A 13,396-nucleotide genomic window follows, 5' to 3' on the forward strand; every position below is an offset into this window, starting at 1 on the left:
CAGCGCTCAGTAGGTGTAGCCGAAGAGGTCGATGTCCTCGGCGTAGACCTCGGCGACCCGCTGGCGCGTCTCGTCGGTGTAGTAGTCGTGGTAGGTCCCGTGCTTGGACTTGTTCTTGTGCACGGGCGTGCTCGGCTCGAGGCCCAGCTGCACCTGCACCCGCTGGAGGTCGGCGACGAAGTTCTCCGTGCGGCCGATGAAGTCGACCTCGCGGTCGTGCTTCGGCGCGCGCAGGTAGGTGATCTGCGGCGCACCGACGCGGGGCAGCTCCTCGGTGCCGCGCATCACGAACTCGTCGAAGCCGGAGTAGGCCGCCGCGGCGCGCCACATCTCGTTGCCGTCGCGCATCGAGCCGTGCTTGACGTCCTGCGGCTTGCCGCTGGCGGGGCCGTGGCGCCGGTTCCACGCGTCGATCATCGAGTACCAGGACACCATGCGGGCCCACGGGTTCCGGACGAAGCCGAAGGTCCAGTAGTCGATGACCTGCGGCTCGTTGCGCAGGATCTTGCCGAGCGTGGCGTGGCGGCCGATCTTCTTGCTCGCCTTCCGGGCGTCCGGGCAGGCCTCCTTGACCGTGTCCTCGACCGAGACGCCGCCCGTCTTGGGGACGTGGACGAAGAGGACCTTCTGGGAGTCGGAGATGAGCACGCGCCGAGGCTATCCCAGCCCGGTGGGCGGTCCGGACCTGTGCCCGCGTCTGGCACGATCGCGCCCATGTCGGCCCCGGTTGCAGCACCCGCGCGCGGCTACCGCGGGTCGCAGAAGCTGCTGCACTGGCTCACCGTGGGCGCGGTGGTCGCCCAGTTCGCCGTCGGCTACAACCTCGACCTCGACGACGGGGGAGCCGACTGCGACCAGCCGGGCGAGGAGCTCAGCGGCGGCGACACCACCGACGCGTTCGAGGACCGGCTCGACCGGCTCGAGGAGGCGTGCGAGGCGCGCGCCGGCGACTACGACCTGCTCGGCGGCGGGTTCGACCTCGCTGAGCTCCACCTCGCCCTCGGCCTGACGGTGCTGGTCCTCGGCGTGCTGCGACCCCTGGTCCGCAAGGTCGCCGGGCTGCCGCCCTGGTCGGACCACCTCTCGGCCGGTCAGCGACGGCTCGCCGGCGTCACCGAGAAGTCGCTCATGCTGCTGCTCGTCCTCGTGCCGCTGTCCGGCCTCCTGCTGGTCGGCACGGGCGACGACGCGTGGCTGCCGCTCCACGTCGGCGCGCACATCGCGTTCTTCGCGGCGCTGGCGGCGCACCTCGCGACCAACCTCAGACCGGCGATCCTGCGCCGGATGCTCTGAACCTCAGCGGTCGAGCGGCCAGCCGCGCTGCGCCCAGCCGTTGGTGCCGCCGGCGACGTTGAAGGCGGGGATGCCCTGGGCGCGCAGGTGGTCGACGACCTGACGGCTGCGCCCTCCAACCGCACAGATGACGAAGACCGGCTGGTCCTGCGGCAGCTCGGCCGCACGGGCGGGGATGTCGTTCATCGGGATGTGGACGGCGCCGGGCACGCGCCCGCCGGCCACCTCGTCGGCCTCGCGGACGTCGACGACGTACGCCCCCTGGCTGTGGGCGGCTGCGAAGTCGTCGAGGCCCACCTCGTCCTGCGGCGCGTTGGCGGCGGCCTCCTGCTGCGCGGCGACCTCCTGGCGTACGGCGTCCATGTCGAGGTCGCGGGCCTGCTGGATCACCCCGGTCAGGGCCTGCGGCGGCAGCGCGCCCGCCTGGTTGAACAGCAGCACGCCGTCGCGGAAGAGCATCAGGGTCGGGATCGAGGTGATCGCCGCCATCTGCGCGAGCTGCTGCTCGGCCTCGGTGTCGACCTTGCCGAAGACGATGTCGGGGTTGTCCTCCGCCGCCTTCTCGAAGATCGGCGCGAACTGGCGGCACGGTCCGCACCATGCGGCCCAGAAGTCGACCAGCACGATGCCCTCACCGCTGACGGTCTGCTCGAAGTCGGCCAGGGTCAGCTCACGCGTGCTCATGCCTCAAGCGTGCCACGCGTGCGGGCGCTGTCACCAACCGCGCTCGCGCCACTCCGCGAGGTGCGGGCGCTCGTCGCCGAGCCGTCCGTCGTTGCCGTGGCCGGGGTAGAACCAGGTGTCGTCGGGCAGGCGGCCGAAGATCTTCGTCTCCACGTCGCCGAGCAGCTGGGTGAAGGCCTCGGCGTTGCCGCGCGTCGCCCCCACGCCGCCGGGGAAGAGGCAGTCGCCGGTGAAGAGGTGGGCGCTGGGCGCGACCGCGGGGTCGTCGAGGAGCAGGCAGATCGACCCGGGCGTGTGGCCCGCCACCGGGATCACCGTGAGGTCGCACGGGCCGACCGCCACCTTGTCGCCGGCGTCGACGCGACGGTCGACCGTCACGCCGGTCTGCTCCTCGATGGCGTCGGCGTCGGGCGCCCCGGCGACCACGAGGGCGTCCGGGTGGGCGGCCTTGACCGCGGCGAGCGCACGGTGGTGGTCCCAGTGCTGGTGCGTGGTGACGATCGACAGCAGCGACGTGTCACCGATCAGCTCCAGCAGCCGCTCCGGCTCGGCCGCTGCGTCGATCAGCACTGCCTCGTCGGTCACCGCGCAGTGCAGCAGGTAGCAGTTGTTGGACATCTCGGGGTCCACGGCGAGCTTGGTCACCGTCAGCTCGCCCAGGACGCGCACGTCCGGGTCGCCGCCGGGGGACACCTCGCCCGTGTAGGTCTCGCTCACCATGACTCCACCTCCGGGAGGGTTCTGCTGTCGGATGTCAGGCCCTCGCCGTTGCCCCGGCCGGTGAGCCACCAGCCGAGCGCGGCCGACGTACCGCTCACGAGGGGTCTGCCGTCGCCGTCTTGTTCCCAGTCGCCGTAGCGCCACGTGCCGTCGAGGTCAGTGGGGTGCGCCTCGAACGGCGCCGGGTAGGGGCGCTTGGTCATCGACTCGAGGAGGACCACGCGGAAGTCCTCGGGCCAGTCGGCCGCGGTGTGGCCGACGCCGAGGTCGGCGTGGTGGATCGCGACCTCGCGCACCCGCATCAGTGGGACGTTGGCCAGCGCGAAGTCGGGGCCGCCGGGGGTCCGCTCGAAGCGTCCGTCCCAGTCGTCCGCGCGCATTGCTCCGTAGGCCTCGTCGAACGTGCCGCTCGAGGCGAGGAAGCGCTCGCGGAGCTCGGCCGGAGGAGCGGTCGCCAGCTCGGCGATGTCGCCGTCGCGGCCCTCGGGCGAGGCGTACATCGGCTGCGGCCGCCCGACGTGCGCGCCGTGCAGCACGCCGGCGAGCCCCTCGGCGTTGAGCGCGAGGTGCGCCACCACGTGGGCGCGGGTCCAGCCGGGGAGGAGCGAGGGCTCGGCGTACGCCGCGTCATCGAGGGCGTCGACGGTGCGGACGAGCGACTGGTCGACGTCCGCGAGGAGCCTGGCGAGGTCGGTCACGGTGCCCATCGTGCCACCACGGACCACCACCCCGCTGGGTGGACGATGGGCCCGTTGTCGGTGGTGGGTCATAGTGTGGAGCGGTGCGTCGCCTTGACCGGGGGACGCCGTCGAGACGAACATGTGTTCGACTCCACCACAGCTCGTTGTCGAGGACCAGACAGAGGACCACAGTGGCCGACCAGCTCATCATCCGGGGCGCCCGTGAGCACAACCTGAAGGACGTCTCGCTCGACCTCCCGCGCGACTCCCTGATCGTGTTCACCGGCCTCTCGGGCTCGGGCAAGTCCAGCCTCGCTTTCGACACGATCTTCGCCGAGGGCCAGCGCCGCTACGTCGAGTCGCTGTCGGCCTACGCTCGCCAGTTCCTCGGCCAGATGGACAAGCCCGACGTCGACTTCATCGAGGGCCTGAGCCCCGCGGTCAGCATCGACCAGAAGTCGACCTCGAAGAACCCGCGCTCGACGGTCGGCACCATCACCGAGGTCTACGACTACCTCCGCCTGCTCTACGCCCGCGCCGGCCGCGCGCACTGCCCGACGTGCGGCGCCCCGATCGAGCGGCAGACGCCGCAGCAGATCGTCGACCGGATCCTCGCGCTCGAGGAGGGTCGTCGCTTCCAGGTCCTCGCGCCCGTCATCCGGGGCCGCAAGGGTGAGTACGTCGAGCTGTTCCGCCAGCTCCAGCAGCAGGGCTTCAGCCGGGCGCGCGTCGACGGCCAGACCCACAGCCTCGACGAGCCGCCCACGCTCGACAAGAAGCTCAAGCACACCATCGAGGTCGTCGTCGACCGCCTCGCGGTCAAGGACTCGTCCAAGCGCCGCCTGACCGACTCGGTCGAGACCGCGCTCGGCCTCGCCGGCGGGCTCGTCGTGTTCGACTTCGTCGACCTCGACGCCAAGGACCCCGGCCGGGAGATGAAGTTCTCGGAGAAGATGGCGTGCCCCAACGACCACACCATCGACACCGACGACCTCGAGCCCCGGTCGTTCTCCTTCAACTCCCCGTTCGGCGCCTGCACGGTGTGCTCGGGCCTCGGCACCAAGATGGAGGTCGACCCCGAGCTGGTCGTCCCCGACACCGGTGCCACGCTCGGCGAGGGTGCGATCGCGCCCTGGAGCGGCGCCCACGTCGCCGACTACTTCCTCCGCCTGATCAACGCGCTCGGCGAGGAGCTCGGCTTCGACCTCAACACCCCGTGGGACCAGCTGACGCCGCACATGCGCACGTCGCTGCTCGAGGGTCACAAGACGAAGGTCCACGTCGTCACCAAGAACCGCTACGGCCGCCAGCGCGCCTACTACGCCGCCTTCGAGGGCGTCCGTCCCTATGTCGAGCGGCGCCACAAGGAGGCCGAGTCCGACACGAGCCGCGAGCGCTTCGAGGGCTTCATGCGCGAGGTCCCGTGTCCCGCGTGCCAGGGCACCCGGCTCAAGCCGGTGTCGGTGTCGGTGACCCTCGGCGCGCGCGACCAGGGCGGCAAGAACATCGCCGAGGTCTGCGCGATGTCGATCGACGAGACCGCCCACTACCTCCGCACCGTCGAGCTCTCCGCGCGCGAGCGCCAGATCGGCGAGCGGGTGCTCAAGGAGATCCAGGAGCGCCTGCGGTTCCTCCTCGACGTCGGTCTCGACTACCTCTCCCTCGACCGGCCGAGCGGCTCGCTGTCCGGTGGCGAGGCGCAGCGGATCCGGCTGGCCACGCAGATCGGCGCCGGCCTCGTCGGCGTGCTCTACGTCCTCGACGAGCCGTCCATCGGCCTCCACCAGCGCGACAACAAGCGGCTCATCGAGACCCTGCTCCGGCTCAAGGAGCTCGGCAACACGCTGATCGTCGTCGAGCACGACGAGGAGACCGTCCGCGTGGCCGACTGGGTCGTCGACATCGGTCCCGGGGCCGGCGAGCACGGCGGCCAGGTCGTCCACTCCGGCTCGGTCGAGGACCTGCTCGCGCACCCCGACTCGATGACCGGCCACTACCTGTCCGGTCGCCGCGAGATCCCCGTGCCGGCCGTACGACGCCCGCGCACCGTCGGTCGTGAGCTGACCGTCCACGGCGCCCGCGAGCACAACCTGCGCAACGTCGACGTGAGCTTCCCGCTCGGCGTCTTCACCGCCGTCACCGGTGTCTCCGGCTCCGGCAAGTCGACGCTGGTCAACGACATCCTCTACACGTCGCTGGCCAAGCAGATCTACAACGCCCGCACCGTCCCGGGGCGGCACACGAAGATCACCGGGCTCGAGCACGTCGACAAGGTCATCCACGTCGACCAGTCGCCGATCGGTCGCACCCCGCGGTCCAACCCGGCGACCTACACCGGCGTCTTCGACCACATCCGCCGGCTCTTCGCCTCGACGCCCGAGGCCAAGATGCGTGGCTACCTCCAGGGCCGCTTCTCGTTCAACGTCAAGGGCGGGCGCTGCGAGGCGTGCTCCGGCGACGGCACCATCAAGATCGAGATGAACTTCCTTCCGGACGTCTACGTCCCGTGCGAGGTGTGCCACGGCGCCCGCTACAACCGCGAGACGCTCGAGGTCCACTACAAGGGCAAGACGATCGCCGAGGTCCTCGACATGCCGATCGAGGAGGCCGCCGACTTCTTCGCCGCCGTGCCTGCGATCGCCCGCCACATGAACACGCTCGGCGAGGTCGGTCTCGGCTACGTCCGGCTCGGGCAGCCGGCCACGACCCTCTCCGGCGGCGAGGCGCAGCGCGTCAAGCTCGCCAGCGAGCTCCAGAAGCGCTCGACCGGTCGCACCGTCTACGTCCTCGACGAGCCGACCACCGGCCTGCACTTCGAGGACATCCGCAAGCTGCTCCACGTCCTCTCCGGGCTGGTCGACAAGGGCAACAGCGTGCTGGTGATCGAGCACAACCTCGACGTCATCAAGACCGCCGACTGGCTCATCGACATGGGTCCCGAGGGTGGGTCGCGCGGCGGCTACGTCGTCGCCGAGGGCACGCCCGAGGAGGTCGCCGCGGTCGAGGAGAGCCACACCGGCACGTTCCTCAAGCCGATCCTCGAGGGTCGTGGCGCCCGCCAGCCGGGACGCCCGCGTCGAGCGGCCGCGGCGAGCTCCGCGCCGACCCGGACGAGCGCCACGAAGAAGGCGACGAAGGCTCCTGCCAAGAAGGCGGCGAAGAAGACGGCCGCGAAGAAGACTGCCGCGAAGAAGACTGCTCCGAGGAAGGCTCCTGCGAAGAAGGCGGCGGCCAAGAAAGCCTGAGTCACAGGATCCTCACAGGTCGGCTGGTTACTGTCTGGCGGCATGACGTCCATCAACAGACGACGAGCCCTGTCCGGATCCGCCGCTGTCGCCGTGGGGGTGCCCCTCCTCGCCGCGTGCGGTGACGACTCCGGGTCGACGGCCACCGACGCGGGCTCGACCAGCAGCCCGAGCGACGACCCTTCCACGTCCAGCGAGGACACCGGGTCCACGGGCGTTGGGGCCACGGCCCTCGCCAGCACCTCCGACGTACCCGTCGGCGGGTGCTTCGTGGTCGCCGCCTCCAAGATCGTGCTGACCCAGCCGACCGAGGGTGACTTCAAGGCCTTCACCGCGGTCTGCACGCACCAGGGCTGCATCGTCGAGTCGAGCACCGAGGGCGACATCCCGTGCCCGTGCCACGGCAGCAAGTTCTCCCTCGACGACGGCTCGCCGCAGTCCGGGCCGGCCAGCTCGGCGCTCGCCGCCGTCGAGATCACGGTCGACGGGGACTCGATCACCCAGGCGTAGGCATCCCGGCAGACCTCGGACCATGTCGGAGGTTTGAGCGTCGGTCCGATGAGACATGATGCTCCCCGACACGCTCCGACGGACGGTGCGTGCGCACACGGGGGAGCACGACATGTCACGTCGGTCTGTCAGATCACGCATCACCATGGCGACGGCAGCGGCCGTCACCGCGGCGCTCGTCGCGCCGATCCAGGGGGGCGCCGGAGCGGCGCCCGCCACCGCCCGGGACACCGTCGACGTCAGCGGCACGGTCGTCGTGCTCGCTGGTGAGGACGGCAATCCCGACCGCTACTCGCTGCTGCTGCCCTCCGGGCGTACGGTCGACCTGGCGAAGGGCTTCACCGCCGAGCCGCTGTCGCACTTCACCGGCACGGTGGCCGCTCCGGGCGTCGGCAGCGGGCGGGTGCTGACCGGCTCACTGCGCTCCCGGACCCTCGGCCGCGCGGCCGCCTCGGGCACCCCGCTCGAGGTCGTCGACGCGCGCGTGGCCACCCCTGCCGCCCCGGCGGGCGGCCCGACGACCCACAACACCTACGTCGCGAAGGTGACCAACTTCGGGGCGATCGGCCTCACCGACCAGCAGATCCTCGACGGTCTCGCCGGCGCCCAGCAGTACTGGGTGCGAGAGTCGAGCGGCCTGATCCCCGCGTGGAACACCGTGACCGGGGTCGTCCCGGTCGCGTCCGGCGCGGGATCGGCGACCGACTGCGGACTGACCAACAACGGTGCCAGCTTCGGCGCCATCGCCGACAGCGTCGGGAGCCAGGCGTTCCCGGGCGTCGACTTCTCGGGCGGCTCACCCAACCACCTCGTGGTCGTCGTGCCTGACGGTTGTGGCGGCACCGAGGCGGCCGGGCGAGGCCGCCTCGGCACCTCGCTCGCCAGCGGTGGTCCGGTGATCACCGAGGCCAACGGAGGGTCGGGCTTCCGGGTGGTGATGGAGCACGAGTACGGCCACAACCTCAGCCTCCAGCACAGCAACAGCCGCTTCGGCGAGTACGGCGGCGTCTACGAGGTGATGGGCGCAGGCCCGTCCAACTACCTCAACCCCTCGCTCGGCACCGTCTACCGGATGGAGCAGGGCATCGTCGCCGCCGGCGAGGCGGTCGACGGCCTGGGCGGCGGCTCGTGGAACCTCGCGCCGCGGTCGTCGGGCACCGGCCTGCGGAGCGTGTTCTTCATCAACCCCGACGACGGCAAGCGCTACTTCGTCGACTACCGCGACGGGGGCGGCTCCGACGCCGGCACCTGGTACGCCGCCAACAGCGCGGGTGTCGTGCGGGGCCAGACCTACCGCACGGGCGTCGTCGTCGAGCGTGAGGACGACCGCACCGGCTCCTACCTCATCGACACCAACGGCGCGGCCGCCGACACGGGCGCGATGCGTCCCGGCGACGCCCCGTGGGCCAACGCCTCCAACACCCTGCGGGTCGCGGTCAGCGGCACGTCCACCGTCTCCATCAGCCGCTCGCCCGCACCCAACGGCTCCCTCGGTGCCGGCTCGGTGAGCTTCGCCAAGCCGGCCGCGCTGACCGAGGTGAGCGCCGCAGCCAGCCTTCCGGGTGCCACTGCGGTGCGCTACCAGTGGACCTTCAACGGACAGCCGATCCCGCAGGCGGACGAGCCGACCTTCACCCCCAACCTCTCCATGGTGGGCGGCACGCTCGGGGTCACCGCCACCGGCTATGCGGTCGGCTTCAATCCCAGCCCGACGGCGACCGCGTCGCAGGTGGTCGCCCCGGCCACCCTCTTCTACCGCAGCGGCACCAAGTCGCGGGCGACGATCAGCGGCAAGGCGCGGGTCGGCCAGGTGCTGACCGCCTCCGGGCTCGACTGGGTGAGCGACCTCGGCACCACGCCGCCCGGACTGAGTCTCTCCTACAAGTGGTACCGCAACGGCAAGCTCATCAAGGGCGCCCGCAAGTCGACCTACCGCCTCACCTTCCGCGACCTCAAGAAGAGGGTCCGGGTCAGGGAGCTCGTCAGCGCGCCGGGTTTCGAGACGGGCGCCTACTCCCTCGCGGACGAGACGAGGAAGGTCCGGATCGGCAAGCTCGCCTCGCCGCGTCCCAGGATCGGCGGCAAGGCCAAAGTCGGCAAGCGGGTCAAGGCCCGCACCGCGGGGTGGACCCGCGGGACGAAGTTCCGCTACCAGTGGTTCGTAGGGAAGAAGGCCATCCGCGGCGCGACCGGCAAGAAGCTCCGGATCTCCCGCTCGCTCAAGGGCAAGAAGATCGCGGTCAAGGTGACCGGCACGAAGAAGGGCTTCAAGAAGGCCAGCGCGAAGTCGCGGGCCACGAAGGTGAAGAAGTGACGTCTGCGTGACCCCCACCGGGCGGCCCCCTCTGTCGGGGGCCGCCCGTAGGGTTTGACCGTGGCCACGCCGAGCTCCTATCGACCCGCCCCCGGGTCGATCCCCACGCAGCCGGGGGTCTACCGGTTCCGCGACGCCAAGGGCCGCGTGATCTACGTCGGCAAGGCCAAGAGCCTGCGCGCCCGCCTGTCGTCCTACTTCCAGGACATCGGCAACCTCCACCCACGCACGGCGACGATGGTCACCACGGGCGCCAGCGTCGAGTGGACCGTCGTCGACACCGAGGTCGAGGCGCTCCAGCTGGAGTACAGCTGGATCAAGGAGTTCGACCCGCGGTTCAACGTGAAGTACCGCGACGACAAGTCCTACCCCTGGCTCGCGGTGACCGTCGGCGACGAGTTCCCGCGCGTCATGGTCGGTCGCGGCGCCAAGCGCAGGGGCACCCGCTACTTCGGCCCCTACAGCCACGCGTGGGCGATCCGCGAGACCGTCGACATCCTGCTGCGCGTCTTCCCGATGCGCTCGTGCTCCAACGGCGTCTTCAAGCGCTCCAGTCAGATCGGCCGGCCCTGCCTCCTCGGCTACATCGACAAGTGCTCGGCCCCCTGCGTCGGCAACGTCTCCGAGGAGGAGCACCGCCGCATCGTCGACGACTTCTGCGACTTCATGGGCGGCCAGACCAAGCCGTTCATGGCGCGGATCCGCAAGGAGATGTACGCCGCCAGCGAGGCGCTCGACTTCGAGAAGGCCGCGCGCCTGCGCGACGACCTCGGCGCGCTGGAGCGGGCGCTGGAGAAGCAGGCCGTCGTCCTCGGCGACGGTGCCGACGCCGACGTGATCGCCCTCGTGGAGGACCCGCTCGAGGTGGCCGTCCAGATCTTCTACGTCCGCGGCGGCCGGATCCGCGGCCAGCGCGGCTGGGTCGCCGACCGGACCGACGAGGGCGGCACGCCCGAGCTCGTCCAGGACTTCCTGCTCCAGCTCTACGGTGGCGAGGGCAGCGACAGCATCCCGCGGGAGGTGCTGGTCCCGGCGCTCCCGCCCGACCACGACGTGCTCGAGGAGCTGCTCTCCGAGCGGCGGGGGAGCAAGGTCGCGATCCGGGTGCCGCAGCGTGGCGACAAGAAGGACCTCCAGGAGACCGTCGCGACCAACGCCGCCCAGGCGCTGGCGCTGCACAAGACCAAGCGCGCCAGCGACCTCACCACCCGCAACCGGGCGCTCGAGGAGATCCAGACGTCGCTCGGGCTCGACGAGGTGCCACTGCGCATCGAGTGCTACGACGTCTCCAACCTCCAGGGCACCGAGGTCGTCGCCTCGATGGTGGTCTTCGAGGACGGCCTGTCCCGCAAGTCCGAGTACCGCCGCTTCGTGATCCGCGGCGTCGACGGCCAGAACGACGTCGCGTCGATGCACGAGGTGATCACCCGGCGCTTCAAGCGGCTCCAGGACGAGCAGGCCAGGAGCACCACGGTCGCGACCGACTCCGGTCCGATGCTCGTCGATCCCGAGACGGGCCGCCCCCGCAAGTTCGCGTACGCCCCCTCGCTGGTCGTCGTCGACGGCGGACCGCCGCAGGTGGCGGCCGCCCAGCAGGCGCTGTCCGAGCTCGGCGTCAACGACATCCCCGTGTGCGGCCTGGCCAAGCGGCTCGAGGAGGTGTGGCTGCCGGGGGAGGAGGACCCGGTGATCATGGCCCGCACCAGCGAGGGGCTCTACCTCCTCCAGCGCATCCGCGACGAGGCGCACCGCTTCGCGATCACCCACCACCGCGGCCGTCGCTCCAAGTCGATGGTCGAGAGCATGCTCGACGACGTGCCCGGCCTCGGCGAGGTGCGGCGCAAGACCCTGCTCAAGCACTTCGGCTCGCTGAAGAAGCTGCGCGAGGCCGAGCCCGAGGCCATCGCCCTCGTGCCCGGCATCGGTCCCCGCACCGCGACCGCGATCAAGGAAGCGGTCGCGAAGGCCGACGCGACCCGCAAGACTGCAGCCCAGCCGAAGGTCAACACGGCCACCGGCGAGATCCTGGAGGACTGATTCGTGGACCCGACTCCCGGCGAGCTCGTGATCGTCACCGGCATGACCGGCGCGGGACGCAGCACCGCGGCCAAGGAGCTCGAGGACCTGGGCTACTTCGTCGTCGACAACCTCCCGCCGACGCTGGTGCGCGACGTCGTACGGCTCGTCGACGACAGCCGCGGCGTCGACCAGCCCATCGCGGTGGTCGTCGACGTGCGCTCGGGCTCGTTCTTCGACTCGCTCCAGGCCAACCGGCACCAGCAGGTGACCGGCCGGCCGACGACCCTGCTGTTCCTCGAGGCGAGCGACGAGGTGCTGGTCCGCCGTCAGGAGGCCGCGCGCCGCCCGCACCCGCTTCAGGGCGGCGGTCGCCTGCTCCACGGCCTCCAGCGCGAGCGCGACGTGATGGCCGATATCCGCGGCGACGCCGACGTCCTGCTCGACACCTCCAACTTCAACGTGCACCAGCTCCAGGACCGGATCACCGAGCTCTTCGGGAGCGAGGCGTCGACGCGGCTCAAGGTGACGGTCATCAGCTTCGGCTTCAAGTACGGCATCCCGGTGGACGCCGACTGGGTGGCCGACATGCGGTTCCTGCCCAACCCCCACTGGATCCCCGAGCTGCGCCCGCAGAACGGTCGTGATCCGGCAGTGGCCGACTACGTGCTGTCCCAGCCCGGTGCCAGCACGTTCCTCGAGCAGTACCTCCCGGTGCTCGGCACGGTCGCCGAGGGGTACCAGCTCGAGGGCAAGCGGTTCATGCAGGTCGCCGTCGGCTGCACGGGCGGCAAGCACCGCAGCGTCGCCATGACGGAGGCGGTCGCCGCGCGACTGCGCGACTCCGGCTACGCCGTCCGCACCGCCCACCGCGACCTCGGCAGGGAGTGACGTGGCTCGCGGGACCGCGCAGGCCGCGGTCGCCCTGGGCGGCGGGCACGGGCTCTTCGCCACGCTGTCGGCTTTGCGCCGGCTCCACGACGACCTCACGATCGACGACCTCACCGCGGTGGTGACGGTCGCCGACAACGGCGGGTCGTCGGGCCGGCTGCGGGGCGAGTTCGGCGTCCTGCCTCCGGGGGACCTGCGGATGGCCCTTGCCGCACTCTGCGGCGACGACGAGTGGGGCCGCACGTGGGCCGAGGTGCTGCAGCACCGGTTCGCCGGGCACGGCGAGATGCAGGGGCACGTGACGGGCAACCTGCTGATCGTGTCGCTGTGGGAGCTGATGGGCGACCACGTGCGTGCGCTCGACTGGGTCGGCCGGCTGCTCGGCGCCCACGGGCGGGTCCTGCCGATGGCGACGACGCCGATGGACATCTCGGCGCGGGTGCGCGGCGCGGATCCTGCCGACCCGGACGCGATCACGGTGGTGCGCGGCCAGGTCGAGGTGGCCACGACCGACGGTCAGATCGAGTCGGTCGCCCTCGTCCCCGAGGACCCCGAGGCCTGCGCGGAGGCCGTCGAGGCGATCCGCGCCGCGGAGTGGGTCGTGCTGGGGCCGGGCTCGTGGTTCTCCTCGGTCATCCCGCACCTGATGGTGCCCGGGCTCCGACGTGCGCTCGCCGAGACCGACGGCCGGCTCATCGTCGTGCTCAACCTCGAGGCACAGGCGGGGGAGACGACCGGCTTCGGGCCGGCCGACCACCTCGCGGTGCTCTTCGAGCACGCGCCCGACCTCAGCGTCCACGCCGTCCTGGTGGACTCCTCGGCGGTCGCCGGCGAGCGCGACCGGCTCGAGAAGGTGGTCGCCGATCGCGGCGCCCGGCTCGTGGTCGCGGACATCGCCGTGCCGGGTGAGCCGCGGCACGACCCCGACCGGTTGGCCGCCGCGTTCGGGCGCATCGTCGACGAGGGCTGAGCCCCGTCGCCGTCGGCCTGTCCCGGCCCATCTCGGGGCCGAGGGTCGTTGACTCGCATGCGAGGATTCCGAC

The 13,396-nt window shown here is 71.1% G+C and carries 11 protein-coding genes; 7 read left to right on the top strand and 4 right to left on the bottom strand.

All coding sequences use genetic code 11. The features are described from left to right. Positions 1-6: 6 nt before the first annotated feature. Positions 7-648 carry a sulfotransferase family 2 domain-containing protein gene (locus tag JI751_RS08925; RefSeq protein ID WP_201935569.1) on the bottom strand — a complete coding sequence of 214 codons (642 nt, stop codon included), beginning with the start codon at positions 646-648 and terminating at the stop codon, positions 7-9. A 66-nt stretch (positions 649-714) separates the two neighbouring features. Here JI751_RS08925 and JI751_RS08930 point away from each other — a divergent pair, with 66 nt between their 5' ends. Further along, positions 715-1,293, top strand: coding sequence for a cytochrome b/b6 domain-containing protein (locus tag JI751_RS08930; RefSeq protein ID WP_201935570.1), 579 nt, complete (start codon positions 715-717; stop codon positions 1,291-1,293). A 3-nt stretch (positions 1,294-1,296) separates the two neighbouring features. Here JI751_RS08930 and trxA read toward each other — a convergent pair whose 3' ends face one another. From trxA to JI751_RS08945, 3 genes are read right to left on the bottom strand one after another with little or no spacing between them, the layout of a single operon-like run. Continuing rightward, on the bottom strand, positions 1,297-1,977 hold the full coding sequence (gene trxA / locus JI751_RS21780; protein WP_201935571.1) for a thioredoxin: 681 nt from the start codon (positions 1,975-1,977) through the stop codon (positions 1,297-1,299). Positions 1,978-2,007: 30 nt separating this feature from the next. After that, complete coding sequence (locus JI751_RS08940; protein WP_372440556.1) at positions 2,008-2,694, bottom strand: MBL fold metallo-hydrolase; 687 nt, start codon at positions 2,692-2,694, stop codon at positions 2,008-2,010. Next, complete coding sequence (locus tag JI751_RS08945; RefSeq protein WP_201935574.1) at positions 2,691-3,395, bottom strand: maleylpyruvate isomerase N-terminal domain-containing protein; 705 nt, start codon at positions 3,393-3,395, stop codon at positions 2,691-2,693. The genes JI751_RS08940 and JI751_RS08945 overlap by 4 nt, the downstream gene beginning before the upstream one ends. Before the next feature lie 173 nt (positions 3,396-3,568). Here JI751_RS08945 and uvrA point away from each other — a divergent pair, with 173 nt between their 5' ends. The 6 genes from uvrA to JI751_RS08975 all read left to right on the top strand — a co-directional run bounded on the left by uvrA (position 3,569) and on the right by JI751_RS08975 (position 13,323). Beyond that, positions 3,569-6,622: an excinuclease ABC subunit UvrA gene (uvrA, locus tag JI751_RS08950; protein ID WP_201935576.1), complete on the top strand. Its 3,054-nt coding sequence runs from the start codon at positions 3,569-3,571 to the stop codon at positions 6,620-6,622. Between the two features lie 42 nt (positions 6,623-6,664). Continuing rightward, a complete protein-coding gene (locus tag JI751_RS08955) occupies positions 6,665-7,132 on the top strand; it encodes a Rieske (2Fe-2S) protein (protein ID WP_201935577.1) in 468 nt (155 codons plus the stop codon). A 145-nt stretch (positions 7,133-7,277) separates the two neighbouring features. Continuing rightward, positions 7,278-9,446 carry a hypothetical protein gene (locus JI751_RS08960; RefSeq protein WP_236665845.1) on the top strand — a complete coding sequence of 723 codons (2,169 nt, stop codon included), beginning with the start codon at positions 7,278-7,280 and terminating at the stop codon, positions 9,444-9,446. A 60-nt stretch (positions 9,447-9,506) separates the two neighbouring features. Continuing rightward, positions 9,507-11,483 carry an excinuclease ABC subunit UvrC gene (gene uvrC, locus JI751_RS08965; RefSeq protein ID WP_201935579.1) on the top strand — a complete coding sequence of 659 codons (1,977 nt, stop codon included), beginning with the start codon at positions 9,507-9,509 and terminating at the stop codon, positions 11,481-11,483. Positions 11,484-11,486: 3 nt separating this feature from the next. Further along, complete coding sequence (gene rapZ / locus JI751_RS08970) at positions 11,487-12,353, top strand: RNase adapter RapZ (protein ID WP_201935580.1); 867 nt, start codon at positions 11,487-11,489, stop codon at positions 12,351-12,353. 1 nt (position 12,354) lies between these two features. Continuing rightward, positions 12,355-13,323 (top strand): gluconeogenesis factor YvcK family protein, encoded by a 969-nt coding sequence (locus JI751_RS08975; RefSeq protein ID WP_201935582.1) that lies wholly within the window; start codon positions 12,355-12,357, stop codon positions 13,321-13,323. The last annotated feature ends 73 nt before the right edge of the window (positions 13,324-13,396 follow it).

Source organism: Nocardioides baculatus, from assembly GCF_016735675.1.
GTDB classification, from domain to species: Bacteria; Actinomycetota; Actinomycetes; order Propionibacteriales; family Nocardioidaceae; genus Nocardioides; species Nocardioides baculatus.

Coding starts and splice junctions, on each gene's coding strand:
- JI751_RS08955 (WP_201935577.1), top strand. CDS start 6,665: ATGACGTCCATCAACAGACGACGAGCCCTGTCCGGATCCGCCGCTGTC.
- trxA (WP_201935571.1), bottom strand. CDS start 1,977: ATGAGCACGCGTGAGCTGACCCTGGCCGACTTCGAGCAGACCGTCAGC.
- JI751_RS08960 (WP_236665845.1), top strand. CDS start 7,278: ATGGCGACGGCAGCGGCCGTCACCGCGGCGCTCGTCGCGCCGATCCAG.
- JI751_RS08930 (WP_201935570.1), top strand. CDS start 715: ATGTCGGCCCCGGTTGCAGCACCCGCGCGCGGCTACCGCGGGTCGCAG.